The organism is Polynucleobacter nymphae (assembly GCF_018882155.1).
Classification (GTDB): Bacteria; Pseudomonadota; Gammaproteobacteria; order Burkholderiales; family Burkholderiaceae; genus Polynucleobacter; species Polynucleobacter nymphae.
Map to the genome: position 1 here is coordinate 1,488,339 of NZ_JACVPA010000001.1, position 25,288 is coordinate 1,513,626.

Consider the following 25,288-nt stretch of genomic DNA (forward strand, 5'->3'; position numbering starts at 1 on the left):
AATTCATCATAAACCATATATTGGGCTAGTTAGTGCACTAAATAAGTGCATTCCGCACTTATTTGGGATTATTTTTTCCCCATAATGATGCAAAAAACAAGAGGGGGAATTTGATGGAAATTTTGAAAACAGGTAGCGATACTTTATTTATCTTGCTCGGTGCCATCATGGTTCTGGCGATGCATGCCGGTTTTGCATTCCTAGAATTGGGAACGGTTCGTAAAAAGAACCAAGTGAATGCATTGGTCAAAATCTTGGTCGACTTTGCAGTTTCAACGATTGCGTATTTCTTTATTGGCTATAGCATCGCTTATGGCGTGAGTTTTTTCTCTGGCGCGGAATTGCTGGCCGAGAAAAACGGTTATGAGTTAGTGAAATTTTTCTTCTTACTCACTTTTGCTGCTGCTATTCCTGCAATTGTTTCTGGCGGTATAGCAGAGCGCGCTAAATTTAATCCACAGTTGATTGCCACATTTGTGCTAGTGGGTTTTATTTACCCCTTCTTTGAAGGAATTGCATGGAATCAGCACTATGGTATTCAAGCATGGATCAAGGGTTTGACTGGTGAAGAATTTCATGATTTTGCTGGCTCAATAGTTGTTCATGCTGTAGGCGGTTGGATTGCCCTGCCAGCAGTGATTCTCTTAGGAGCTCGTCGTGGCCGCTATACCAAAGAGGGTCAAATTTCTGCACATCCACCTTCAAGCATTCCATTTTTAGCCTTAGGTGCGTGGATTCTGGCAGTAGGTTGGTTTGGTTTTAATGTAATGAGCGCGCAGACAATCGATAAGATCAGCGGCTTGGTTGCCATGAATTCATTAATGGCAATGGCTGGCGGCACACTCGCTGCTTGGATTGTTGGTCGCAACGATCCAGGATTCGTATATAACGGCCCTCTTGCAGGCTTGGTTGCTGTTTGTGCGGGATCTGATTTAATGCATCCAGTTGGCGCATTATTCGTTGGCTTAGTTGCAGGCGCATTGTTTGTGTACATGTTTACCTTGGTGCAAAACCGCTGGAAGATTGATGATGTTCTGGGTGTTTGGCCTTTGCATGGTCTATGTGGACTCTGGGGTGGATTGGCTGCTGGTATTTTTGGAACGAAAGCACTGGGTGGTATTGGTGGCGTCACCTTTACAGGCCAACTGATTGGTAGCGCACTGGGTGTGAGCATTGCCCTGCTTGGTGGATTTTTGGTCTACGGAGCGCTGAAGGCAGTGCTCGGTATTCGGATGTCTCAAGAGGAGGAATATGAAGGCGCTGATTTAAGTATCCACCGCATTTCGTCCACTCCAGATCGTGAGCCTAATTGGTAGTTTTGCAGTCTTTATCTATGGCCTGATTCATACCTATAATGAGTCATGGCTATATTTGAACTAGACGGAATGACTCCTCAGCTATCTGAGGGCGCTTGGGTTGCTCAGAGTGCTGAAGTAATTGGGAGGGTAGAACTCCATAAAAATGTGAGCATCTGGCCTAAAGTCGTGATCCGTGCTGATAACGATCTTATTCAAATCGGTGAAGGCAGCAATATCCAAGACGCATCAGTCCTGCATGCTGATCCTGGCTACCCACTCATTATTGGTAAGAACGCTACAGTGGGACATCAAGTCATGCTGCACGGTTGTCATATTGGAGATGGCAGTCTGATTGGTATCGGTGCCGTGATTTTGAACGGTGCAAAGATTGGCAAGAACTGTTTGGTTGGTGCCGGAGCTCTGGTTACTGAAGGTAAGGAGTTTCCGGATGGCTCAATGATTATTGGCTCACCCGCCAAAGCAGTAAAGACATTAAGCCCAGAGCAGATTGCTGGCATTCTTGATATTGCTGGACGCTATGTCAAAAATGCACAGCGTTATATCAAGACACTTAAAAAGATTGCTTAGGTTTTAAACTAATCAACGCTGAGTTTGAGTTCTTTAGCCAAATTACTGTAGTCAACAATTTCCTTATTGATACGCACCTTTAGTTCTCCGGGCGTACTTGGCATTGGTTCAATACCAAGCGCTTGCAGTTGTTTGCGCATCTCAGGATCGTTCAGCACGGTCACAATCGCACGATTGAGTTTATCAATGATGGCTTGATCGGTGCCTGCAGGCGCCATCAAACCATTCCAGGTGCCTACGTCTATTGCAACTCCAGATTCAATCAAAGTGGGTACGTTTGGTAGAACGCTAGAGCGTTTTGCAGTAGTAACTGCAAGCGCTTTTATTTTTCCATCTTTAATATGTGGAAGAGCGGAAGGAATTGTGTCAAACATCACTGATACTTGACCTCCAAGTAAATCCACAACAGCAGGCCCACTTCCGCGATAGGGAATATGGGTTAAGTTGGCCCCAGTTTTGATTTTGAACATTTCCCCGATCAGGTGGTGAGCTGAGCCCGGCCCCACTGAGGCGTAGTCATATTTATCAGGATTGGCTTTAGTGAGCGCAACTAATTCTTTGATGTTATTAACGGGAATAGAAGCATTTACCACTACAACATTCGGAATCATGCCTACGGTTCCAATAGGCACTAAATCTTTATCGATACGGTAATTCAGTTTTGGGAAAACAGATTGGGCGATCGTGAGATGCAAGGTTCCCATCAATATGGTGTAACCATCCGGAGTTGCCTTTGCAACAAAGTCTGCGCCTACCGTGCCAGATGCTCCAGACTTATTCTCAATCAGAATCGATTGGCCAAGAACTTTGCCGAGCGCTGGGCCAAGATTGCGGGCCATGGCATCGGTACTACCTCCAGCAGGAAAAGGAATCACAATTTTGATTGGACGGTTTGGGTAATCATTCTCTGGGGCAGAGATTGCATTAAAGCTTGGCAATAATGCAGCACAAATTGCAAGGCTGAGCCATTTGCGACGATATAAATTTTTCATGAGCTACCCCAGTGATACTGAATTAAAAATTAGCCTCTACCCACAAAAGGCATCTTGGTCGCCATGATAGTCATCGACAGAATATTGGTTTCTAGTGGCAGTTGGGCCATATGCAATACTGCCTCTCCTACGTGATCTACATCCATGCGTGGTTCAACCTTGATAGATTGATCAGCCTGCATGATGCCAGCAGCCATACGCTGAGTCATTTCGGTTGCCGCATTACCGATATCAATTTGACCGCAAGCAATATTAAATGGACGACCATCTAGCGCAATCGTTTTTGTTAAGCCACTAATTCCATGTTTAGTGGCGGTATAAGGCGCTGACATAGGCCTTGGAGCATGTGCAGAGATAGAGCCGTTATTAATAATTCTGCCGCCTTGTGGAGATTGCGCTTTCATCATACGAATTGCTTCTTGTGAGCATAAGAAGGCGCCACAGAGATTTGAATTCACAACATTCATCCACTGTTCGTATGTCAAGTCTTCCATCGGAATCGCTGGCGCACCAACGCCTGCATTATTAAACAATACGTCGATCCGCCCAAAGCGTTCTTTTAAGGCTGCAAATAATTTCCTGACTTGCTCAGGCTTACCGACATCGCAAGTTACGGCTAGACAGTTTTCATTGCTGCCGCCAATATCGATAATTGCTTTCTCTAGCTTTTCTAGATTGCGTCCAGTGAGCACAACTTGATAGCCGCCTTTCAGAAGTGCTTTAGCTGCCGCTCTTCCAATGCCTACGCCAGCTCCAGTGACGAGTGCTACTTTATTATTTGTTTGTGGCATCGCTTTCTTTCTAATCAATGTCTTAGATAAATTCTATATTTACTTGGGTAATGGTAAAGCAGTTTTATAGCGCACTTGTTTTAAGGCAAAGCTAGACCGAATTTTTTCAATTCCAGGTATTGGCGTTAGCTGTTCTAGGATAAATTTTTCCAGTGCACCCATATCAGCTACTGCCACACGGATCAGATAGTCGCTATCGCCAGTCATGAGATAGCATTCCATGACTTCATCGTGCTCAGAGATACGTTGTTCAAATTGCGCCAAAGCCTCTTTGGATTGCTCTTTAAGACTAATCGAGATAAAGACATTTAAGCCAAGCCCCAAAATCTTAGGGTCTGCTAGGGCAACATAGTTTCGGATAACGCCTTTATCTTTCAGCGCCTTAACGCGCATTAAGCAGGGCGAGGGCGATAGATGAACCCGCTTGGCTAGCTCCACATTGCTATGGGAGCTATCATTTTGTAATTCATTCAATATTCTGATATCTATGGGATCTAGTTTCATAAAATTCTATAAATAGTTAATTACACGATATATTATGCTGAAAAATATGATTTTTAGCCAATAAATAGCATCCTATTTTGTTTGTAATCCAACACAATAAAGCTATAAAGACACCCCTTAATTCTTGGAGGAGCTGTGGGTATTGAGATGACGTTTCCTGGGGTCCAAAAAGATCAAGCCATGACTGCACCTCAGTACTGGGCTGGCCCCTCGGCCAGAAAATTTGCCCGTGAATTTGGCGTCGATATTGCGCAGGTTTTGGGCAGTGGTCAAAGAGGCCGAATTACTAAAGAAGACATTGGGCAATTTATCAAGCGCTCAATGTTGGCAAGAGAAAGTTCATCTGCCCAAGTAAGTCATCCTAGTTTAGATTTTGACCTGCTGCCTTGGCCTAAGGTCGACTTTACCAAGTTTGGAGAAATTGAGCGCCAAGCTCGCAGCCGAATTCAAAAAGTTTCAGCTGCTAATTTAGCGCGTAATTGGGTAATGATTCCGGCGGTGACCTATCACGATGATGCGGATATCACGGAACTAGAGGAGTTTCGTGCTGCATTAAATAAAGAAAATAAAAAAGATGAAGTGAAGATTACTTTATTGGCATTCTTAATTAAGGCGGCAGTGGCTGCGCTCAAGAAGTATCCAACGTTTAACTCCTCTCTTGATGGCGAAGATCTCATCTTAAAAAAATACTTCCATATTGGATTTGCGGTAGACACCATAGGTGGCTTGGTAGTTCCGGTAATTCGGAATGTGGATCAGAAGGGCATTGTGGAGATCGCACAGGAGACTGCTGCTCTAGCAAAGTTAGCACGCGAAGCTAAGTTAAAGCCAGACCAGATGCAAGGCGCTTCTTTTACGATATCTTCATTAGGTGGAATTGGCGGCACTTACTGCGCCCCGATTGTGAATGCGCCAGAAGTAGCAATTCTGGCGGTCAATACATCTGCCATAAAGCCATTTTGGGATGGGGCGCAATTTGTTCCGCGCCTCATTTGCCCGCTTTCCATGACTGCAGATCATCGCGTGATTGATGGTGCTCTAGCAACCCACTTCACTGGCTACCTTACCCAGCTATTGGGCGATTTTCGTAAAGTTACCTTGTGAATTTAAAGTATAAAAAGTTAAAGAGGAATTTTTCATGAATGCTCCCGACATAAAAAAATATTTAAATCTTGAGCACGTTGATAACGATCCAGCAGAAACTGCGGAGTGGAATGAGGCGTTTATGGATTTGCTAGCCTCAGGCGATAGTGCGCGGGCTAAATTCATTTTGGATAATTTGCTAAAGCTAGCCAATAAAAATCAAATCAATTGGGTACCTGATTTAGTGACCCCTTATGTCAATTCCATCCCCGTGGATGAGCAACCCCCATTCCCTGGAGATCTTGCAATTGAAGAAAAACTCGCTTCTTTGATGAGGTGGAATGCGCTCGCAATGGTTGCAAAAGCAAATGAAGCGTATGGGGAGTTGGGCGGTCATATTGCTAGCTATGCGAGTGCAGCAGATTTATTTGAAGTTGGGTTTAATCATTTTTTCCGTGCAAGAACCGAAGGTGGAGACGCCAAAGAGCGCGGAGACTTGGTTTTCTTTCAACCTCATAGCGCCCCCGGAGTCTATGCACGTGCTTATCTAGAGGGAAGGTTGACCAAAAATGATCTTGCTCATTACAGACGCGAGATTACTGCACCCGAATCTGGAGCAAGGGGTTTATCAAGCTATCCACATCCTTGGTTAATGCCTGATTTTTGGCAGTTCCCAACAGGCTCAATGGGGATAGGACCTATTAGTTCGATTTACCATGCGCGCTTTATGCGCTATCTTAGCGATCGAAAATTATTAGATTGTTCTACTAGAAAAGTCTGGGGTGTATTTGGTGATGGCGAGATGGATGAGCCAGAAAGCATGAGCGCCCTGACCTTAGCTTCTAGAGAAAAACTGGATAACTTAGTTTGGGTAGTCAATTGCAACTTACAGCGCTTAGATGGCCCTGTTCGTGGCAATGGCAGAATTATTGATGAGCTTGAAAAGCTATTCAGAGGTTCTGGCTGGAACGTAATTAAATTAGTTTGGGGCAGCGATTGGGATGGACTGTTTGCCAGAGACACTACTGGAGCACTAGTAAAAGCTTTTGCTCAAACCGTTGATGGACAAATGCAAACCTTTGCTGCAAAAGACGGCAGCTTCAATCGTAAAAATTTCTTTGGTCAAAATGAAGAGTTAGCTCGTCTGGCTCAGGGTATGACTGATGAGCAAATTGATCGGCTCAAAAGAGGCGGCCATGATTTAGTCAAAATCCACGCTGCCTATCAAGCTGCTGCTGATCATGTAGGTCAGCCAACGGTGATCTTGGCGCATACCAAAAAAGGCTATGGCATGGGTAACGCAGGTCAAGGAAAAATGACCACCCATAGTCAGAAGAAATTAGATGATGAAGCATTGATTGCATATCGCAATCGTTTTAATTTGCCATTAACGGATGAGCAGGCTACTAGCCTCACCTTCTTTAGGCCTGATGAGAATAGTGAAGAACTGAAATATCTAAAAAATCAGAGAAATAAGCTTGGCGGTCAGCTGCCTAAGCGCTATTCAGAATGCGGGCAATTAAATATCCCAGATATTACTTCTTATGCAGCTTTTGCAATCAAGGCTGAGTCAAAAGAGATGTCAACGACGATGGCTTTCGTGCGCATGCTTGGAAACTTGCTGAAAGATAAAGAACTTGGCCCTAGAGTAGTTCCAATTGTTGCAGATGAGGCACGCACATTTGGCATGGCCAATTTATTTAAACAGGTTGGTATTTATTCTAGCGTTGGCCAACACTATGAACCAGAAGACATTGGCTCAGTGCTGAGCTATCGCGAAGCATTAGATGGACAGATTCTGGAAGAGGGCATTAGTGAGGCTGGTGCGATTGCAAGCTGGACTGCTGCAGCAACTAGCTATAGCGTACATGGCATCGCAATGTTGCCTTTCTATATCTATTATTCGATGTTTGGTTTTCAGCGTATTGGTGATGCTATCTGGGCTGCTGCTGATCAACGTGCCAGAGGATTTTTATTGGGCGCAACCTCTGGTAGAACAACATTGGGTGGTGAAGGTTTGCAGCATCAAGATGGCAGTAGCCAGCTCGTTGCAGCAACCATCCCTAATTGCAAGGCATATGACCCCGCTTTTGCAGGCGAGTTAGCAGTAATTATGGAACAAGGTATGCGCGACATGCTGGTCGATCAAAAAGATTTGTTCTATTACATTACTCTCATGAATGAAAACTATGCTCAGCCTGATCTGCCTGAGAACGTAAATGAGGGCGTGATTCGTGGTTGCTACAAATTCAAGACGGTTAAGGCTAGTAATGGCGATACCAAGTCTAGTGTCACTTTGCTTGGTTCTGGCGCAATCATGACTGAAGTATTAAAGGCAGCAGAGATGCTTGCCAATGATGGCATCAATGTCGATATCTTTAGCGTGACCAGCTGGAGTGAATTATCTAGAGATGGCAAGGCAAAAGAGCAAGCAAGGCTGTCTGGTGAGTCTGATGTTGAGCAGGCATTTATTAGCCAAGCACTTACCGAAGGGCGTGGCCCGATTGTGGCTGCTACAGATTATGTGCACGCGCTCCCCGAAAGTATTCGTGCCTATATTCCTGAAGGCAGGGGGTATATTACGCTCGGTACTGATGGTTTTGGTAGAAGTGATACGAGGGCTGCATTGCGCGAATATTTTGGCGTTAATGCAGACAGCATTTATAGGGTAGCGAAAGAATCTTTGAAAAATAATCTTTTGTCTTGATGCCTTATGATGGCTTCACTATTGCCCATTACTGAATTGACTGGAGATTTTTAGATGTCCCTTATTCAAAAGCTCAAGGCACGTGCTGCGAACAATAACCCCGTGCGTGTGGGCATTATTGGCGCAGGCAAATTTGGTTCTATGTATCTCTCGCAGGTGCCGCGGACTCCAGGTATTCATTTAGTTGCAGTTGCTGATTTATCTCCCGCACATGCCAAAGAGTCTCTTGCTCGTGTAGGTTGGGATACATCTCGTTATAGCGCTACCTCATTACAGGATGCAGCTAAGACTGGCGCCACTTTTGTGACTGATGATGCAGAAAAAATGATTGCTAGCGAGCACATAGATATTGTGATTGACTCTACTGGCAGCCCAGCAGCCGGTATTCGTCATGCCCTGCTCTGCTTTGATCATCGCAAACATATCATTATGGTTAACGTCGAGGCAGATGTTTTGGCTGGTCCTTTGCTTGCGCGTAAAGCAGCAGAGGCTGGTGTCATTTACTCAATGGCTTCAGGTGATCAGCCGGCCCTCATTGCAGAATTAGTAGATTGGGCAAGAACGATTGGCTTAGAAGTAGTGTGTGCAGGCAAAGGCACTAAATATTTACCGATCTATCACCAGTCCACACCCGATACGGTTTGGGGTCATTATGGTTTTTCTGAGGAGCAAGTTGCCGGTGGCGACTTTAATGCGCAAATGTTCAATTCATTTTTGGACGGAACTAAATCGGCTCTTGAAATGGCCGCAGTATCGAATGCTTGTGACTTAATTCCCCCTAGCAATGGCTTGGAGTTCCCTCCTTGTGGAGTAGATGACTTGCCGCATATCTTCCGTCCAGTAAATGAAGGCGGCATTCTGAAACAAAAGGGAACTGTTGAAGTAGTGTCTTCAGTTGAGCGAGATGGACGTCCGGTATTTAGAGATTTACGTTGGGGTGTATTTGCAGTGTTTGAAGCACCGAGCCAATATGTGATTGATTGCTTTTCACAATATGGCCTGAAAACAGATAGCACTGGTAAATATGCAGCGATGTATAAGCCTTACCACTTGATCGGTTTAGAGCTAGGCATCTCGGTGGCAAGTATTGCTGTGCGAGGAGAAGCCACTGGAGCGACTGGTGACTGGAAGGGGGATGTGGTGGCTACTGCTAAGCGCGCGCTCAAGTCAGGCGAGAAACTCGATGGAGAGGGTGGCTTTACTGTTTACGGAAAACTCATGACTACTGCTGACTCTCTCAAGCTGGGTGCTTTACCTATTGGTTTAGCGCACAACATGGTACTCAATAAAGATATTCCAGCCGGCAAACCAGTGTGCTGGAGTGATGTAAATTATGACGCTACACAGCAAGCTATTCAATTTCGACGCGAAATGGAAAAAGTGTTTAGCTAATTAATGGGCACTTGTTTTAGCTTGTGGCAACTCCCGCTTTTAAGCATAGCCACTCTTTAAACAGTTTAATTTTTTGACTGTTTTTAGCGTTCGATCGATAGGATAAAAAATGAGTCCTATCGGTAGTGGGTAAAAAGATCCCTTTACCAAGTTCTACCAGCTCACCGCGCGAAATTTCTCTTTCCGCAAAGCGTGCGCTCTCCAGTACGGCGCCGATGCCATCTACGGCGGCAGATACTGAGAGGGCTGCGCGATCAAATGACATCTTGCGGGTTGATGGGTTTTTTAGATGATTGATCTCAAACCATTTCTCCCAGGTATGGAGATTTAAGGAAGACTCAATGAGCATTAGTCTGCTCATCAGCTCTTTTACTGGAATGCTGGCGTCAATGAGTTCAGGTGCGCATAGGGGAATAATCTTTTCTTCACCTAAAGACAGAGAGGTGATACCAGGCCCTTCATGGGTAGATTGATAGGAGATGGCAATATCAATTTCTTGGTTACGCAAGAGATCAATTGGCTCTGCTCCAGAAGTGAGGCGAATAGTGATGTCAGGATTATTTTTAATGAACTCAGGAAGTCTGGGACTAAGCCACTTTGCAGCAAAACTGGGTGAGCAGTGCAGAGCAAGAACTTGTGAACTTGGGGCGAGAGTTACTTCATTACATGCCGCCTCAATGACATCAAATACTCGGGAAAGAGAATCTAATAAACGCCGCCCTTCTGAGGTTGGCTCTACTTTGCGGTTTTTTCGTAAAAATAGCGACTTAGCAAAATAATCTTCAAGTTCTCTAATTTGATGGCTAATCGCCGACTGAGTGAGGTGTAGCTCTTGAGCCGCCAAGGTAAAGCTTTCGAGGCGGGCAGCAGCCTCAAAAGCCCGTAAAAGAACATAACTTGGCATTTTTCTCATGTAAATATAATATACATGATTTATATTCATCTATCTATGAATAGTTATCGTTTGTCAAAAGCTTCGGGAAAGCCGATGATTACGGCTTAGTTATCTTTTGAGTTTTCTCAAAACACCAAATTCGCATCAATTTTAGAAAAAGGAATTTACATGGCTGCAGTAATCGAGAAAGAACGTAAGTTAGATTTGGGCGGAAGAGAGTCCATTTATCAACCTGAAGATAAATCCCAGATTTTTCCTTACCAGCCAAAATTCAATAGTTTTGCAGAGGAACGTCAGCATCTTAAGGAGCGCTTAGTTGCAGCATGTAGAGCATTTGCTCTTGAAAAGTTTGACTATGGATTTGCCGGACATTTAACTGTGCGTGATCCAGAGCATCCAAATCTGTATTGGACTAATCCAATGGCGGTGCATTTTGATCAAGTTAAAGTTTCTAACTTAATTTTGGCAGATCATGAGGGCAATATTTTGGAAGGCAAGCATGCATTAAATCGCGCTGGATTTGTGTTGCATGCAGCAGTTCATGAAAAGCACCCAGACATCGTTGCGATGTGTCATGCACATACAGTCTATGGAACAGCATTTGCAGCCCTTGGTAAGCCACTAGATCCAATTTCTCAGGATGCCGCAGCATTTTTTGAGGACCATATGGTTTTGGCAGAGCAGGCTGGACAAGTAGCGGTTGAAGATAATTCTGGCTACAACATAGCAGGCTCACTCAAAAAAGTGAAAGCCATTATTCACCGCAATCATGGCCTGTTAACCGTCAGCCGTCATAGTATTGAGGCTGCTGCGTTCTGGTTTATCGCTTTAGAGCGTTGCTGCAAACAGCAGATGATGGTTGAAGCTACAGGCATTAAGCCTGTGTTGTTGTCACCAGAAACCGCGCGCTATAGCCGTGAACACGTAGGCAGTGAGTACATTGGCTGGTTGCATTTCCAACCTATCTGGGGTTATTTAAAAGAAAACCAGCCAGATATGTTTACGTGATTTTGAGATTTTTGCTTCTGAAAAGTATTGTTTGAGACATCTAGAATATTTAATCTCAAATAGAGCGATTTGGAGTTTGATGGCTTAGGGAATAGAAATTGAAAATTTTGGTCGAGTTAGTATTTTAGATCTCATTAAGCTTTCTATTGCAGCATCAACAGCCTTGGACCAATTAAATTCAGACCTAACAATTGTGCTGGCTTTAAGAGCGCACTCGTTCCATTTTGATTGGTTTTTAACCATGCCAAGCATTTGGTCGGCTAAGTCGTTGTCATCAGCTTCAGCCCAATTTCCATAGTTCCCGCTATCTGAAGGCCAGCACCTTTCAAATATGAGATCAGAAATCGGAATAATTTTGTACTTAATTGGCAGATATAAATTGTCAATTCTTGATAAGTATTCAGTTTGGCCAGAATAATTAACTGCTGCACACGGTAGACCACAGGCTATTGCCTCCAGCAAGGTTAGCCCCCAGCCCTCAGCACGCGATGGGAGAACGAAGCCATCGGCATAACTATAAAGAGCCAACAAATCATTTGTGTCTATGGCGCCCTCAATTATTTTTATATTCTTAAGCCCTATTCCTTCGACTTGATTTTTAAGTTCATTCCTAGCCCTTTCCTCGTCTGCAAAAAAATCAGCTTTGATTAATAACTCGACCTCGGGAGTTGTGCTAAATGCTTTTCTAAATGCTTGAAATAATTGATCATATCCTTTTCGCTGCTCATATTTTCCTAGCGCAAGAAAACGATAGAAACCGCTGTCATTAACATTTTTTTCGAAGGGGTGAAAAATATATTGATTTACACCCTCTGGCACTACATCAATTTTTTCTTGTGGCAAACCATTCGCAACTAGTATCTTCTTTCCCCAATTACTTGGGGTCCAAACTAGGTCTCCTTTTGAAAGTGCCTCAATATATTTACGAGGCAATAGATCAGATTCAAATATTGCCCACAAAATATTTTTTCCTTTAAAAAAAGGCATGCTGGAGTTGGAAGCAGTAAACCATATATTTATATCCTCTTCGGTGGTTTGGGAAACCGCTTCAATTAGACTGGATTGATTAGTAATATCCCACTCTTTAATCGTTTTATTGAAGACCGAATATCGTCTAAGAGCATCAGCAAAAGATGAGAAATGTACCCCACCTCCTAAAATATTACGCTGACCGAAGAGGTTTATTTTCATTTTTTATAAAGTTCAGTATTCACTAAAATAGGGTGCTAGTTTACTAATTCCATTATGTATCATTAATACTTTGTATAGCCATATGCTTGAAATTATGCTACTAATGTGGGGTGGTGATTTATATGACTTACCAAGGCATTACACCAAAACGATTTACAAGACTCTCACACTCTTCTTCTGAAATATCTGAGTATTCGCTATTAGCCGCTATTTGCGCCATTCCTGAGTTTGAATGTACAAGCCGCCTTACCAGAGGATACGGAGATACATGTCGAGCGAGATTAGAAAAACTTAATACATTCATAAGCCACGGCCTTACTTCTTGCACATATCTCTTTTTTACGGGAGCTGTTGACTCAATCATATGAATTCTTTTTAACTTTGCTTCAGATAGCCTTCCCAGCCACTCATTATCAAGATGGAATCTATAGCTTTCGTTAAACTCACCAACTATTTTTAGAGTTGATGCAGGCATAAACCATCCAGACGGCGTTGGAAAATCATTTACTCTAATGAACTCGCCAGTTTCATCAAACTCTGCTTGGGTCGAGGAGACAAAATCACAAAGAGCTATTGCTTGCATTGCAAAATTTAGATAATCAGGCATCCATTGGTCATCATCTTCAAGAAAAGCGACAAATCCTTCGTGAACTTGTCTTATTGCTGCATTTAAGGCTTTTGCTTGCGAAGTTCCATCAGATTCAATGCATTGCACTCCGAGAAGATCCGAAATGGCAGGTTCTAACCCACAGCCCTTATCGACTCCGATCAAAAAAGTAATTGCAAACTGATCTGCAATAGTCTGCTTCCGCGCTGATTCGGTTGCTCGTTGTATAAAAGAAATTTGTTTTTCTTGTTTTCGTGAGGGGATAATTATGGTGAGTTTATTCAAGCAAGCCTTTCAGTCTCCATCGTTGTAGTCACTTATGTACTTAGAGAGTCTGTTTATGCGTTTTTGCTGAGAGCTCAAATGTAGCATATGTCTGATGCAAAGACATTAGGTATTTCTGCTGCCAGATTTTATGCCGCAAACGTGATGATGCTCTTGGTTTTACATAGGTCGGGGGCGGTCTAAAGTGAACAGCGGAATCTAACTATCAGCCCAAATGAAAATGCCCCACATAAAACAGAGGAGTTTTTAATTGCTCGAGAGTGCTTGCTCCAGCTGGTGGATCAGATTTTTCCTAGCGCGTATTGCATGTAACTCAGAAAGCTCAGCAGCTTTATGCTCGTCGCCGTTTTTGATTGCATTCGCAATAGCTTGATGTTCATCCCAAATCGCTGAGCGCTGCGAAGATTGCAAGACGGCACCCATTACTCGGCGTAGATGAACCCAATGTAAATGAGCACTCTTGGCTATTAATGGATTTTCAGATGCTTCATAGATTGCACTATGAAAAGCCATATCTGCATCGATCAATGCTCTGACATCGGCTTTTTCAGAAACTGCTCGGCCATGTTTAATCAACGCAGGGTCAATCACAGACTTCTTTTGTGCAGCAAGTTTGGCTGCTAAAGAATCTAGTGCACCTCGTACCTCATATAATTTATCGATCCACTCAATATTTAAAGCAGTGACTTGCAGTCCTCGTCCGGGCGCATCTTCCACAAAGCCATCATTTTTTAACATGCGCAAAGCCTGCAGGACTGGCAAGCGAGAAATATTCATTTGCTCGGCAATGTCTTCCTGAGTAATACGGGTGCCTGGCGGCAAAGAGCCGTCGCTAATGGCATCCAGTAAAGCCTTGTAAACCGCTTGAACATAATCGGTTCTTGCTGGGAGTTTATTTAGTTGAGAAAGCATCTTTTTAGCGTTCTGGGTGCCTGAAATGGGTATTTTTGGCCTGCGCCCCTGTCAAAAATATTATATACTCTGTATACAGTATACAAAGTATATATCAACAGTCAATCATCAGGAGCCCCAGTAATGACAGGCAAACAGGAGCAGGCGGAGAAAAAGGTCGGAGCATCTGCGGGATCTGCAACGCCAAAGAAATTAGTTCCCTATGGTGGCTATTACACCAATAAAGTTCCTGGGCACGATCCTGAGCTCACAGAAGTTGGCCCCGGCACACCAACAGGCGAGTACATGCGCAGCTTTTGGCATCCAGTTTGTATGTCAATTGAATTAACCGATACTCCCAAATTTTTAACTATCTTAGGTGAAGAGTTGGTAGCGTTCCGTGATGGCAGCGGCAGGATTGGTGTATTGCACGCGCATTGCGTTCATCGTGGCGCATCACTCGAGTATGGTTTGATTCAAGAGCGCGGTATTAAGTGTTGTTATCACGGCATGCACTTTGATGTAGATGGTACTTGTTTGAATGCACCATTCCCCAAGGGTGAAGAAGCAGAGGCAAAAAAATATGCATGCTCAATTCAGCAGGGTGCTTATAAAGCTTTCGAAAGAAACGGCCTAGTGTTTGCTTATATGGGCGCGCCCGATAAGGAGCCGCCATTTCCAGAGTGGGAGTCTGATTTCACAGTAGCCCCTGGTGATGAACTTGTACCCTATAGCAATTTCCAACACTGTAATTGGTTACAAGTTCAAGATAATGCTGCAGACAATTTCCATACAGCTGAACTACATTCAGCAAAAAATGTGGTGGGCGGTCATTTTCAAGGGACAACGTTTGATGAAGTAGGTTCTCCTACAATGGAAGTGCATCCAGATATGCAGTTTGTGCCAATCCATGGCGGTCGAGGTTTAGCCTGCTCTGGCGCGCGTCGCGTCAATAACGATAAATTGTTTATTCGTGTTCAGCATCAAGTGCTGCCAAACCTGAGTTTGCATGCCTATACTTCTGAAGATGGTTCTAATAAGAAATTATTTAGCCGCTTTCATATCATCCGCTGGACAGTTCCAGTCGATGATGTAAATAGCAAGATGATTGGCTGGCGTGTCATGGGCCCCGGTATCGATACTCGCGGCATCGGGCAAAAAGAGCTAGTTGGCTATGAATCAATCGACTTTTTGGATGGCCAAGTTGCCTTGAGAAGAGCAGAGCGTTTTGGTAAGCATACGATTAACGACATTGTTGATATTCCTACTGATCATAGGGCGCGCTCTAATTACAAGATGGCTCAGTATGCACCCGGTGATTACGAAGCCATCATTAGTCAAAGACCAATTGCAATTCATGCCCTCGAGAACCCTACTAAATTTGATGCCGGCCCTTACTTATTTAGAAAGATGTTACGTGATGCCGTTCGTGGCTCCAATCCAGCGGCAAGCGCAGAAGCCTTTGTTGAGTGGTTAAAGGAATTTGATGGCGCCCCTAATAGTTATTGCTCTGGCACTGTATTTGAACTACCAATTGGTGCTACTACTGAAGAAGAAGTAGCACAAAGACGCTTTGTGGCTAAAGGTGTGATTGCTATTCTCACGGAAAGCGAGCAGTACAAAGGTAAAGAGCGAACTGACTTTGTGAAGCAAAAAATGGAAGAGCTTGAGCAAACTGCAAAAGCACAATTTAAGCATTAATCTATCAATCAGAAGAGATGGGCTGCTATTGCAGCCCATTCTTTTTGTGGGGTGAGACAAAAAAGTGAATAAAATTTCAAGTGCAGACTCTGAAGAGTTAGTGATCGAGGTTCAGAGTACTGGCCAAAAAATAAGCCTCACAAGAGCCGAGTCAATCATTGATGCTTTAGCAAGATCAGGCATTGAGGTGCCTACTTCATGCCAATCAGGCTTATGTGGCACATGCAAGACAAGATACATCAGTGGTGATGTAGAGCATGGAGATTGTATTTTGAGTGATGCCGAGCATCATGAGTACTTAACGCCCTGCGTCTCTCATATCAAGAGTGGAACATTGGTCCTTGATTTATAAAACACAACGCTATCAAAAAATATATGTATTAGGTGCAGGCGCAGTAGGCTGCTTTTTTGGTGGCATGTTGGCTCGTGCTGGTCATGAGGTAACTTTTATCGCAAGACCTGAGCGTGCAGAGGCTTTGAATAGTTTGGGCTTGGAGATGGATTGCAAAGCATTTCATGAGACGATTCAAGTTAAGGCCAGCTCTGATCTATCTGATTTGAGGGATGCTGATTTAGTTTTGCTGAGTGTGAAGTCTTTAGATACAGAAGGCACGCTGACACAAATTAAATCAGTTTTACCAAGCAAAGCGGTCATCTTAAGTTTGCAAAATGGCGTGGCAAATGTAGAGATTGCCTCAAAAATTATTACTAATCCAGTTTATGCAGCAGTAGTTTATGTTGCTGCAGGGATGATTGGTCAAAGTACTATGAAGCATCATGGCCGCGGTGAGCTCCTAGTTGGCAGCATTAGCGCTTCATCGCCTACTGATGATGAAAATCTCCAAGAAATTTGTAAGCTCTTTGAAGGCGCAACTGTTCCATGTTCGATTGCTCCACAAATTCAAAGAGATATGTGGCTCAAGTTTTTGGTGAACTGTTCTTTTAATGCGATTTCAGGGATTGGTCAGATTTCTTATGGGGAGATGGTTAAGTCCCCCGGCATTGTCAAATTGATTAAAGAAATTACCAAAGAATTTCTTGCTATCGCTGCATTTGAGGATGTCAAGATTAGTATGTCAGAGGCGCTTGCAGCCAATGATTCGATTGCAACTACGATGGTTACGCAGATTTCCTCAACTGCTCAGGATTTGGCCAAAGGAAAAATGACAGAGATTAATTTCTTAAATGGATACATTGTGGAATTGGGTAAACGCTATGGAGTACCAACACCATATAACCAATCTGTATATGCTTTAGTCAAAATGATGGAATCCAAAATTAAATAGTGGGGTTTGCTCCTTCGGCATCTATTTGCTTTTCCCAAGATGCATCTATAAAAGCAGGTAGCTTCATACTCTCATTTAAGATTTTCATGAGAGTAGGGTAGGGACTCATATCCAGTTTGCTACTTAAAGCATTAAAAAGTTGTGGCACCAAGCAAACGTCAATTAGGCCAGGCTGATCGCCAAAGGCAAAACGGCCACGACGTGAATCAGTACTGAGCTGCTTTTCAACGCTCGCTAGCCCTAACTTGATCCAATGCTGATACCAAGCATCCTTCACCTCATTATTTGCTCCAACTTCTTTGATCAAGTGGCGCAGTACCCGCAAGTTACTAATGGGGTGAATATCAATGGCCATATCCATGGCTATTGAGCGTACCCAAGCACGATCTATTGGTGAGCTTGGGAGTAAAGCCGGCTCAGCTTGAATTTCATCTAAGTATTCAATAATAGCGAGCGATTGGTGAATCCTATTTTTTCCATCATCAAATAGTGGCACCAGACGATTGGGATTTTTATTCTCATAAGACTCGGACATTTGTTCGCCACCATTTTTGCCGAGGTGCACCGGAATGACTTCATAGCCCATGCCTTTGAGATTGAGTGCAATCCGAACACGAAAGGCCGCTGAGCTGCGCCAGTAGCTATAAAGCTTAGGTTTCATAGACCTAAAACGCGCTAACCGCCCCGTCACTACGAGGATCCCACCCGCCACGTAATGTGCCTGATGGATCGCGAATGATGCAACCAGCATGACCTACTGTCTCATCAAAAGAGTCCAGCATCTCAATTTCATGACCCATAGCATGCAATTCTTTTGCAACCCATGGACTAAAGCGAGATTCTAATTTGAGACTATCGCTGGTTTGACCCCAAGTACGACCGAGCAACCACCGTGGACGACTAATCGCATCTTGTGGGTCAAGTCCATAAGTGGCAGTGCGGGTAAATAGAGCACATTGTGTTTGAGGTTGACCATCGCCCCCCATCGTTCCGTAAACCATTGAGCGACCGTCTTTGAATAAAGCCATGGCGGGATTGAGTGTGTGGAAAGGTTTTCGATAGGGCTCGAGATGGTTCAGTGTCTTAGGGTCTAAAGAGAAGCTGCACCCACGGTTCTGCCAATTGACGCCCGACTTTGGGAGCACAATGCCAGCGCCAAACTCGTGATAAATACTTTGAATGAAAGAGACACAGTTACCATCGCCATCAATCACGCCCATCCAGATGGTATCTGCCGGACCTTTACCCTGACCCCAAGGTAAGGCTTTTTTAGGATTAATGTTCTTAGCCAGTTTTTTCAGAAATGCAGGCGATAAAAATGACTGCGCATTTTTTGTCATGTAAGCAGGGTCGGTTACGAACTGGTCGCGAATCTTAAATGCTTGCTTCGTTGCCTCAACGCAGTGGTGGACATACTCAGTGCTGTCTACCTTAAAGCGTTTTAAATTTAATTGGTCCAAGATGCCAATGATCATCAATGACACTACGCCTTGGGTAGGGGGAACCATGTTGTACACCTTACCCATGCTGTGCTTGAGCTCCAGTGGATCAATGAGTTTTGCATGATGTCGTTGAAGATCGCTTAAGCGTAATGGACTACCAATATCAGTGAGCTCTTTTGCCAGTAAATTAGCAAGATCACCACGATAAAAATCATCCGTACCTTTGCTTGCAATCTGACTTAATGTTTTAGCTAGACGTTCTTGCTTAAAGATGCTGCCAACAGCTGGCGCTTTGCCATTGACTAAGAAGGTTTTAGAAAAACCTGGAATAGAGCTAAGCTCCACACGCTTCTTAGCGGTTAAGCTAGATTGACTATAGGTAACTGGCACACCAGTTTCTGCGTAATGAATAGCATCAGCTAACAAGCGAGATAAGGGGATCTTGCCACCTAGACCTTGTTTAGAAAGTTTGTGTGCAGCACCCCAGCCAGAGATTGTGCCGGCAACAGTATTGGCTGCAACTGGTCCGCGAAACGGAATGGCTTTAGTAATGCCGCGCTCTGCATACCATTGCTTGCTAGCTAAGCCAGCAGCGGCACCGCAGGCATCAATACCACCCATCGCCTTACCAGGAGAGTGTATGACCCAGAAAGAGTCTCCACCAATCGAATTCATATGGGGATAAACGACAGCGATGGTTGCTGCTGCTGCCACCATTGCTTCTAATGCGTTACCGCCTTCTCTTAGAACCGCTAGTGCTGATTCAGAAGCAAGGGAGTGCGGTGCAACCGCCATCCCTTGAATACCCCACTTTGCCTGCATTGCAAAACCCCTCTATTTGTTCTACTGTTTTTATATTATTTATTTTCACGCAATTGCCGTTCGATCTCTGAACTAGAGTCTACCGTGATCTCATTTTGCTCGACGCCAGCCAATGGATCCACTGAGATTGCGTTAGCATCAACTGCAATAGCAGGTTTATCAATAAAGTAGGTCACTGTTTCTGGCACGAAGATGATGATCGCTACCAGAATCAGCTGTAGACCAACCCATGGTAGGGCTCCATAGTAAATATCGGAGCTCTTCACGGATTTTGGTGCTACCCCTCTTAGATAAAATAGAGCAAATCCAAATGGCGGATGCATGAAGGAGGTTTGCATATTGGCACCGAGAAGTACGCCAAACCAAATCAAGTCGATTCCCAATTTTTGCGCCACTGGAGCAAGTAGTGGAATGATGATGAAGGCAATCTCAAAGTAATCTAAGAAGAAAGCTAGGAAGAAGACAAATAAGTTCACCACAATTAAGAAGCCTACTTGGCCACCAGGTAGACCTGAGAGCAGATGCTCAATCCAGAGGTCACCATCAACACCGCGGAAGGCTAAGCCAAATACAGTAGAGCCAATCAGAATGAAGATCACCATCGCGTTGATACGCATCGTGGAAGTCATTGCATCCCAAACTAAAGTCTTTTGTAAGCGCCCATTCATAGCGGCGAGAACTAGGGCTCCTACGGAACCCATAGCACCACCTTCAGTTGGTGTTGCTAGACCCATCAAAATAGTTCCGAGCACTAAGAAGATGAGGGCAATCGAAGGAACAATACCCCAGAGGATTTTCTTGAATAACTTCCAATCAATTTTTGGGCGTGCTTCAGGTGGTAGTGCCGGTACGTCTTGCGGTCTAAAAATCGACAAGAACAAAATAAATAAACAGAACAGAATGATTTGAATGATGGAAGGCCCAATAGCGCCTGCATACATATCACCCACAGACTTCCCTAACTGGTCAGCCAACACAATTAAGACCAGGGATGGTGGAATCAGTTGGGTAATCGTTCCTGAGGCAGCAATCACACCAGTTGCCACACGCGGGTTATAGCCATAGCGCAGCATGATTGGCAAAGAGATTAAGCCCATTGCAATCACGGATGCGGCAACGGTTCCGGTAATCGCTCCGAGAATTGCGCCAACAATAATGACGGCATAGGCTAAGCCTCCACGGATTGGACCAAATAGTTGACCCAAACCTTCGAGCATGTCTTCTGCTAATCCGCATTTCTCAAGAATCGCACCCATAAAGGTGAAGAAGGGAATCGAGAGCAATAAGTCGTTCGAAAGAATGCCAAAGACTCGGTCTGGAAGTGCTTGCAAGAAAGTGGGCTGGAACATGCCCATCTCGATACCGATAAATGAAAAGAATAGGCCAACAGCACCAAGCGAAAATGCAGCTGGATAGCCAATTAATAAAAATACAATCAAGCCCCCAAACATGATGGGGGCCATCAAATCTTGGCTAATCATTGGAGAGGTCTTTCGTACTTAGGATCGATTTGAATCATGCCAATAATGGCGGCATAGCGCTTGATGATTTCTGAAATTCCCTGGAGTGTTAATAAGAAAAAGCCCAGGGTAATTACGCCACGTACCGGCCAACGAATTAGGCCGCCAGGGTTGCTCGAGGTTTCATTTTGAATGACCGAAGTAATAAAAAATTCCCAAGAATAGTACCCAATGATGATGGTCATTGGTAAGAAGAAAATAATGCCGCCCAAAAAGTCTAACCACAGGCGAACTTTGTTAGGGTACATCGCATAGAGCACATCTACACGCACGTGTTCATTGAGGCGGAAGGTGGTGGCAGCACCAAGCATCACCATGCCAGCAAATAAATACCACTGCGCTTCAAGCCAGCCGTTGGAACTGACATTAAAGCCGTACCGAATCAGCGCATTTGCTGTGCTGACCAGTACGGCAATCAATACCATCCAACTTGCTAATACACCAAAACGGTCGTTTAAGCGATCAACAAAACTTGCAAAAACTAAAAATTGTTTTGGCATATCAGACTCTCAATAAGATTTTATTTGACTGGATTAGTCAACATGAAACTCATGAGAGTTTGCTCAGCAACTTTATTCCACAGCATTTGATCGTTGCGGAATTTTTTCCATGGTTCGTAAATCTTCTTGAACGATGGGTTCTTCGCCGCCTCTTCTTCATACATATCAAAGGCAGCGGTAGAAGCTGCTTTCATAATGTCTGTGGAGTAAGACTGCAACTTAACACCATTTTTAATTAAGCTTTGCAAAGCGATTGGGTTTTTATAGTCGTACTCAGCCATCATGTCGATGTTGCATTCTGCGCAAGCTGAAATCAAAGCCTCTTGGTATTGCTTAGGCAGCTTTTCCCATTCTTTAATGTTCACATACATGGAGTACATCGAACAAGCCTCCCACCATCCTGGGTAGTAGTAGTAAGGGGCGATTTTGTAAAAGCCCAATTTTTCATCATCGTATGGACCGACCCATTCAGCGGCATCAATCACGCCTTTTTCAAGCGCAGGATAAATATCACCACCAGCGATTTGTTGTGGAATTGCGCCCAGACGAGACATCACTTCACCGCCAAGTCCAGCAATTCGCATTTTGAGACCCTTGAGGTCTGCAACAGTTTTCACTGGCTTTTTAAACCAACCACCCATCTGTGTTCCAGTGTTGCCGGCTGGGAAAGAAATAATGTTGTAGTCACGCAAGAACTCGCGTTGTAGTTTCAAGCCACCACCCCAATACATCCAGGCATTTTGTTGGCGTTGATTCATACCAAATGGAACAGTTGTATCAAAAGCAAAAGTTTTATTTTTACCGACAAAGTAATAGCCAGCAGTGTGTGTGCACTCTACAGTTCCTTGCTGTACTGCATCTACAGTGCCAAAGGCTGGAACAATCTCACCCGCGCCAAAAATACGGATTTGAAATTTCCCGTCTGTTAAAGCGGCCACCCTTTTAGAGATAAATTCACCACCACCATAAATCGTATCCAAGCTCTTTGGGAAGCTAGAGGCACAGCGCCACTTCACTTCGGGCATAGATTGGGCAATTGCCGGTGCAGCCAATACTCCAGCAGCAGCGCCAAGTGCGGTCTTGCCTAGAAAGTCACGTCTTTTCATTTGAATTGCTCCTTATTGAATTTTGATGAGAGGGCATTTTTTGATACTGCCTTTTTCTTAACTTCTGGGTCTATTAAAGCGAATTACGGTCTGATTCCTCAAGGTAGTTTGCACCCGGATGCGCGAATATGCACTCTGATTGTGCATATTGCCATAAAGGCGGGCTAATCCTTACTTTTATTATGGTTTAAGCGTGTTGTAGCCAATCCACATTCATCGGGAAAACCCCGAGCTAAATCGATGAGTAATTACCCTAAGTAATGAATTTCTTTGATTTTTTTCAAAGCATAATCAGCGGGTTGTTTTTTATTTAATAAAAATTTTAGGAGCTACTGATGTCAACATCAACTAAAGCAGCCCCAATGACCGCCGCTGAGCGCAAAGTTATTTTTGCTTCCTCATTAGGTACGGTTTTTGAGTGGTACGATTTTTACCTGTACGGCTCTTTGGCTGCGGTTATTGCCAAGCAGTTTTTCTCAGGCTTAGATGCTGGCTCTGCCTTCATTTTTGCTTTACTAGCTTTTGCGGCTGGTTTCATCGTGCGTCCATTTGGTGCATTGGTGTTCGGACGTTTAGGCGATTTGATTGGTCGTAAGTACACCTTCTTAGTTACCATTGTCATCATGGGTGGATCTACATTTATTGTAGGTATTTTGCCTAGCTACGCAGCGATTGGCGTTGCTGCCCCAGTTCTCTTGATTGCATTGCGCATGCTGCAAGGTTTGGCTTTGGGTGGTGAGTACGGTGGTGCTGCTACTTATGTTGCAGAACATGCTCCTCACGGTAAGCGTGGTGCATACACAGCTTGGATTCAGACAACTGCCACTCTTGGCTTGTTCCTTTCCTTGCTCGTGATTTTGTTCACACGTGAATTGACTGGTCCAGACTTTGATGTTTGGGGTTGGCGCGTTCCTTTCATTGCTTCCATTGTTCTGTTGGGCATCTCAGTCTGGATTCGTTTGTCCATGGCTGAATCACCAGCATTTACAAAAATGAAGAATGAAGGCAAATTGACTAAGGCGCCTTTAACAGAGTCATTCGGTCAGTGGAAAAACCTAAAGATCGTGATCTTAGCCTTGTTTGGTCTGGTTGCAGGTCAAGCGGTTGTTTGGTACACAGGTCAGTTCTATGCTTTGTTCTATCTCACTCAGGTATTGAAGGTAGATCCTAAGACTGCAAACTTATTGATTGCCGCTTCATTGGTCATCGGCACACCATTCTTTATTGTGTTTGGTAGCTTGTCCGACAAGATTGGTCGTAAAGTGATCATCATGGGTGGTTTGCTGTTAGCGATCATTCTGTACATCCCGAATACACCAGTGTCCTTGTTTAATGGCTTAACCCACTTTGCTAACCCAGCGTTAGAAAAAGCGATGGCAACTGCTCCAGCAAGCGTTACTGCTGATGTGAGCGAATGTACTTTCCAGTTCAACCCAACCGGTACTGCGAAGTTCACTAGCTCATGTGATATTGCTAAGCAAGTGATGGCCTCTAACTCTGCAAGCTACACAACCATCCCTGGCCCAGCCGGTGGAGTTGCTGTTGTGAAGATTGGCGATACAGAGGTTCAAGGTTACACAGCCAAGGGTATGGCCCCTGCTGATTTGAAAGCAAAAGATGCAGAGTTCAAGAAAGCCATTCGTGATGCATTGAATGCTGCTGATTATCCTGCAAAGGCTGACCCTGCTGCCATGAACTTGCCAGCAATTCTTGGTATCTTGGTCATTTTGGTGATCTTGGTAACCATGGTTTATGGCCCAATCGCGGCGATGCTCGTGGAGATGTTCCCAACCCGCATTCGTTACACCTCAATGTCATTGCCATACCATATCGGTAACGGTTGGTTCGGCGGCTTGTTGCCAACGATCTCCTTTGCCTTGGTAGCGCAAAACGGTAATATTTACTACGGTCTCTGGTATCCAATCATCATCGCAGCGATGTCATTGGTAATCGGTATGCTGTTTGTTAAAGAAACTAAAGACGTAGATATCTATGCAAATGACTAAGCATCTTTAGTCAGCAGTAAATAAGAAACCCGACCACAAAATGGTCGGGTTTTTTTATTCCCATAAATCTTGTTGATTACGATGTTGAAGTAGATTGCGATTTTGTTGGGCAATTGAAATTTCTCTTGCTCCAGGGACAACAGTGATTTGCGCACCTGCGGCTAAGACACCAGTTTTAGTCACTCGCAGATACCATCCACAAAAGCCCGATTGCACCATTGCCTTGGAGGCGCCTTTGTAGCCCACAGTAGCATTGAACTTAAAGCAGGGTTCACGGAGTTTGACAACCACAAATTCGAGATCGCCAATAAATAGTTTGTCACCAACAAAGACTTCGGTTTCTAGTAGACCTTCAATGGTGAAGTTCTCCCCAATTGCACCGTGTTTTAGCAAAGTGGGTTTTTTCGTTTCACGAGAGAGCAGCTCATTCCAAAAAGCATAGTGCTCTGCTGGATAAACATAGATTGCTTTTTCGATTCCACCATGCACACTCAGATCAGCTTGCTCATCGCCTTTGACACCTAAAGAATGAATTTCCACGGAGAGTGGATTTTCTAAATTGCTGACACACTTTTTATGGATTGCTGAAGCAACCGATTTGTAGTCTGGGTGGTGATTACCAAACAGCGGTACAACCTTACCTGTGGAAATCGAGAGTAGTCTCATGAATATA

23 protein-coding genes are annotated in these 25,288 nt (G+C 44.2%); 10 read left to right on the forward strand and 13 right to left on the reverse strand.

Translation table 11 applies throughout. The annotated features are described in order from the left end of the window. Nucleotides 1-113 precede the first annotated feature (113 nt). Both ICN29_RS07770 and ICN29_RS07775 read left to right on the forward strand, forming a co-directional pair. A complete protein-coding gene (locus ICN29_RS07770; protein WP_216131404.1) occupies nt 114-1,316 on the forward strand; it encodes an ammonium transporter in 1,203 nt (400 codons plus the stop codon). A 45-nt stretch (nt 1,317-1,361) separates the two neighbouring features. Then, nucleotides 1,362-1,886, forward strand: coding sequence for a gamma carbonic anhydrase family protein (locus tag ICN29_RS07775; RefSeq protein ID WP_216131405.1), 525 nt, complete (start codon nt 1,362-1,364; stop codon nt 1,884-1,886). Between the two features lie 8 nt (nt 1,887-1,894). Here the strand turns inward: ICN29_RS07775 and ICN29_RS07780 are convergent, their stop codons facing one another. From ICN29_RS07780 to ICN29_RS07790, 3 genes are read right to left on the reverse strand one after another with little or no spacing between them, the layout of a single operon-like run. Then, nucleotides 1,895-2,878 carry a Bug family tripartite tricarboxylate transporter substrate binding protein gene (locus ICN29_RS07780; protein WP_216131408.1) on the reverse strand — a complete coding sequence of 328 codons (984 nt, stop codon included), beginning with the start codon at nt 2,876-2,878 and terminating at the stop codon, nt 1,895-1,897. Nucleotides 2,879-2,907: 29 nt separating this feature from the next. After that, complete coding sequence (locus ICN29_RS07785) at nt 2,908-3,669, reverse strand: SDR family oxidoreductase (RefSeq protein ID WP_216131410.1); 762 nt, start codon at nt 3,667-3,669, stop codon at nt 2,908-2,910. Nucleotides 3,670-3,708: 39 nt separating this feature from the next. Then, complete coding sequence (locus ICN29_RS07790; RefSeq protein WP_088525350.1) at nt 3,709-4,173, reverse strand: Lrp/AsnC family transcriptional regulator; 465 nt, start codon at nt 4,171-4,173, stop codon at nt 3,709-3,711. 147 nt (nt 4,174-4,320) lie between these two features. Between ICN29_RS07790 and ICN29_RS07795 the strand changes: the two genes are divergently transcribed. The 3 genes from ICN29_RS07795 to ICN29_RS07805 are packed head-to-tail and all read left to right on the forward strand — an operon-like array spanning nt 4,321 to nt 9,355. Continuing rightward, the gene (locus tag ICN29_RS07795) at nt 4,321-5,277 is read left to right on the forward strand and encodes a 2-oxo acid dehydrogenase subunit E2 (protein ID WP_216131413.1); all 957 of its coding nucleotides are present in this window, start codon (nt 4,321-4,323) and stop codon (nt 5,275-5,277) included. A gap of 34 nt (nt 5,278-5,311) precedes the next feature. Beyond that, a complete protein-coding gene (gene mdeB / locus ICN29_RS07800; RefSeq protein ID WP_216131416.1) occupies nt 5,312-7,963 on the forward strand; it encodes an alpha-ketoglutarate dehydrogenase in 2,652 nt (883 codons plus the stop codon). 54 nt (nt 7,964-8,017) lie between these two features. Further along, a complete protein-coding gene (locus tag ICN29_RS07805) occupies nt 8,018-9,355 on the forward strand; it encodes an NAD(P)H-dependent oxidoreductase (protein WP_216131419.1) in 1,338 nt (445 codons plus the stop codon). Nucleotides 9,356-9,371: 16 nt separating this feature from the next. Here the strand turns inward: ICN29_RS07805 and ICN29_RS07810 are convergent, their stop codons facing one another. Beyond that, nucleotides 9,372-10,268, reverse strand: a complete 897-nt coding sequence (locus tag ICN29_RS07810; RefSeq protein ID WP_255538105.1) for a LysR substrate-binding domain-containing protein — start codon at nt 10,266-10,268, stop codon at nt 9,372-9,374. A gap of 150 nt (nt 10,269-10,418) precedes the next feature. Between ICN29_RS07810 and ICN29_RS07815 the strand changes: the two genes are divergently transcribed. Next, on the forward strand, nt 10,419-11,258 hold the full coding sequence (locus ICN29_RS07815) for a class II aldolase/adducin family protein (RefSeq protein ID WP_216131425.1): 840 nt from the start codon (nt 10,419-10,421) through the stop codon (nt 11,256-11,258). Nucleotides 11,259-11,342: 84 nt separating this feature from the next. Here ICN29_RS07815 and ICN29_RS07820 read toward each other — a convergent pair whose 3' ends face one another. From ICN29_RS07820 to ICN29_RS07830, 3 genes are all read right to left on the reverse strand, one after another. Beyond that, nucleotides 11,343-12,449 (reverse strand): glycosyltransferase family 4 protein, encoded by a 1,107-nt coding sequence (locus ICN29_RS07820; protein WP_216131428.1) that lies wholly within the window; start codon nt 12,447-12,449, stop codon nt 11,343-11,345. A gap of 127 nt (nt 12,450-12,576) precedes the next feature. Further along, a complete protein-coding gene (locus tag ICN29_RS07825; RefSeq protein WP_216131431.1) occupies nt 12,577-13,341 on the reverse strand; it encodes a glycosyltransferase in 765 nt (254 codons plus the stop codon). 246 nt (nt 13,342-13,587) lie between these two features. Further along, the gene (locus ICN29_RS07830) at nt 13,588-14,253 is read right to left on the reverse strand and encodes a GntR family transcriptional regulator (RefSeq protein WP_216131433.1); all 666 of its coding nucleotides are present in this window, start codon (nt 14,251-14,253) and stop codon (nt 13,588-13,590) included. Nucleotides 14,254-14,376: 123 nt separating this feature from the next. On the opposite strand from ICN29_RS07830, the gene ICN29_RS07835 reads away from it, so the two are divergent. From ICN29_RS07835 to ICN29_RS07845, 3 genes are all read left to right on the forward strand, one after another. Then, entirely contained in the window at nt 14,377-15,933 is a 1,557-nt protein-coding gene (locus tag ICN29_RS07835) for a Rieske 2Fe-2S domain-containing protein (RefSeq protein ID WP_216131436.1), read from the forward strand. A gap of 64 nt (nt 15,934-15,997) precedes the next feature. Beyond that, on the forward strand, nt 15,998-16,285 hold the full coding sequence (locus ICN29_RS07840; RefSeq protein WP_369411648.1) for a 2Fe-2S iron-sulfur cluster-binding protein: 288 nt from the start codon (nt 15,998-16,000) through the stop codon (nt 16,283-16,285). Next, nucleotides 16,275-17,219 (forward strand): ketopantoate reductase family protein, encoded by a 945-nt coding sequence (locus ICN29_RS07845; protein ID WP_216131439.1) that lies wholly within the window; start codon nt 16,275-16,277, stop codon nt 17,217-17,219. Before ICN29_RS07840 ends, ICN29_RS07845 begins: the two co-directional genes overlap by 11 nt. On the opposite strand, the gene maiA is transcribed toward ICN29_RS07845, so the two are convergent. Genes maiA through ICN29_RS07870 form a run of 5 tightly spaced genes read right to left on the reverse strand, consistent with a single transcriptional unit; the run spans nt 17,212 to nt 22,609 of the window. Next, nucleotides 17,212-17,880, reverse strand: a complete 669-nt coding sequence (gene maiA / locus ICN29_RS07850) for a maleylacetoacetate isomerase (RefSeq protein ID WP_216131442.1) — start codon at nt 17,878-17,880, stop codon at nt 17,212-17,214. The genes ICN29_RS07845 and maiA overlap by 8 nt on opposite strands. 4 nt (nt 17,881-17,884) lie before the next feature. Then, on the reverse strand, nt 17,885-19,483 hold the full coding sequence (gene ggt / locus ICN29_RS07855) for a gamma-glutamyltransferase (RefSeq protein WP_216131445.1): 1,599 nt from the start codon (nt 19,481-19,483) through the stop codon (nt 17,885-17,887). A 35-nt stretch (nt 19,484-19,518) separates the two neighbouring features. Further along, on the reverse strand, nt 19,519-20,961 hold the full coding sequence (locus tag ICN29_RS07860) for a TRAP transporter large permease (RefSeq protein WP_439651268.1): 1,443 nt from the start codon (nt 20,959-20,961) through the stop codon (nt 19,519-19,521). Continuing rightward, complete coding sequence (locus tag ICN29_RS07865) at nt 20,961-21,503, reverse strand: TRAP transporter small permease subunit (RefSeq protein WP_216131449.1); 543 nt, start codon at nt 21,501-21,503, stop codon at nt 20,961-20,963. Before ICN29_RS07865 ends, ICN29_RS07860 begins: the two co-directional genes overlap by 1 nt. A gap of 20 nt (nt 21,504-21,523) precedes the next feature. Further along, nucleotides 21,524-22,609, reverse strand: coding sequence for a TRAP transporter substrate-binding protein (locus ICN29_RS07870; RefSeq protein ID WP_216131452.1), 1,086 nt, complete (start codon nt 22,607-22,609; stop codon nt 21,524-21,526). Between the two features lie 335 nt (nt 22,610-22,944). On the opposite strand from ICN29_RS07870, the gene ICN29_RS07875 reads away from it, so the two are divergent. Then, the gene (locus ICN29_RS07875) at nt 22,945-24,615 is read left to right on the forward strand and encodes an MFS transporter (RefSeq protein ID WP_216131455.1); all 1,671 of its coding nucleotides are present in this window, start codon (nt 22,945-22,947) and stop codon (nt 24,613-24,615) included. Nucleotides 24,616-24,669: 54 nt separating this feature from the next. On the opposite strand, the gene ICN29_RS07880 is transcribed toward ICN29_RS07875, so the two are convergent. After that, entirely contained in the window at nt 24,670-25,281 is a 612-nt protein-coding gene (locus ICN29_RS07880) for an MOSC domain-containing protein (RefSeq protein ID WP_216131458.1), read from the reverse strand. Between the last annotated feature and the right edge of the window lie 7 nt (nt 25,282-25,288).

Excerpts from the sequence above, each read along its gene's own strand:
- ICN29_RS07830 (WP_216131433.1), bottom strand. The coding sequence starts at position 14,253 with ATGCTTTCTCAACTAAATAAACTCCCAGCAAGAACCGATTATGTTCAA.
- ICN29_RS07875 (WP_216131455.1), top strand. The coding sequence starts at position 22,945 with ATGTCAACATCAACTAAAGCAGCCCCAATGACCGCCGCTGAGCGCAAA.
- mdeB (WP_216131416.1), top strand. The coding sequence starts at position 5,312 with ATGAATGCTCCCGACATAAAAAAATATTTAAATCTTGAGCACGTTGAT.
- ICN29_RS07785 (WP_216131410.1), bottom strand. The coding sequence starts at position 3,669 with ATGCCACAAACAAATAATAAAGTAGCACTCGTCACTGGAGCTGGCGTA.
- ICN29_RS07865 (WP_216131449.1), bottom strand. The coding sequence starts at position 21,503 with ATGCCAAAACAATTTTTAGTTTTTGCAAGTTTTGTTGATCGCTTAAAC.
- maiA (WP_216131442.1), bottom strand. The coding sequence starts at position 17,880 with ATGAAACCTAAGCTTTATAGCTACTGGCGCAGCTCAGCGGCCTTTCGT.
- ICN29_RS07775 (WP_216131405.1), top strand. The coding sequence starts at position 1,362 with ATGGCTATATTTGAACTAGACGGAATGACTCCTCAGCTATCTGAGGGC.
- ICN29_RS07795 (WP_216131413.1), top strand. The coding sequence starts at position 4,321 with ATGACGTTTCCTGGGGTCCAAAAAGATCAAGCCATGACTGCACCTCAG.
- ICN29_RS07770 (WP_216131404.1), top strand. The coding sequence starts at position 114 with ATGGAAATTTTGAAAACAGGTAGCGATACTTTATTTATCTTGCTCGGT.
- ICN29_RS07790 (WP_088525350.1), bottom strand. The coding sequence starts at position 4,173 with ATGAAACTAGATCCCATAGATATCAGAATATTGAATGAATTACAAAAT.
- ICN29_RS07820 (WP_216131428.1), bottom strand. The coding sequence starts at position 12,449 with ATGAAAATAAACCTCTTCGGTCAGCGTAATATTTTAGGAGGTGGGGTA.
- ICN29_RS07880 (WP_216131458.1), bottom strand. The coding sequence starts at position 25,281 with ATGAGACTACTCTCGATTTCCACAGGTAAGGTTGTACCGCTGTTTGGT.
- ICN29_RS07815 (WP_216131425.1), top strand. The coding sequence starts at position 10,419 with ATGGCTGCAGTAATCGAGAAAGAACGTAAGTTAGATTTGGGCGGAAGA.
- ICN29_RS07805 (WP_216131419.1), top strand. The coding sequence starts at position 8,018 with ATGTCCCTTATTCAAAAGCTCAAGGCACGTGCTGCGAACAATAACCCC.
- ICN29_RS07835 (WP_216131436.1), top strand. The coding sequence starts at position 14,377 with ATGACAGGCAAACAGGAGCAGGCGGAGAAAAAGGTCGGAGCATCTGCG.
- ICN29_RS07810 (WP_255538105.1), bottom strand. The coding sequence starts at position 10,268 with ATGAGAAAAATGCCAAGTTATGTTCTTTTACGGGCTTTTGAGGCTGCT.
- ICN29_RS07870 (WP_216131452.1), bottom strand. The coding sequence starts at position 22,609 with ATGAAAAGACGTGACTTTCTAGGCAAGACCGCACTTGGCGCTGCTGCT.
- ICN29_RS07780 (WP_216131408.1), bottom strand. The coding sequence starts at position 2,878 with ATGAAAAATTTATATCGTCGCAAATGGCTCAGCCTTGCAATTTGTGCT.
- ggt (WP_216131445.1), bottom strand. The coding sequence starts at position 19,483 with ATGCAGGCAAAGTGGGGTATTCAAGGGATGGCGGTTGCACCGCACTCC.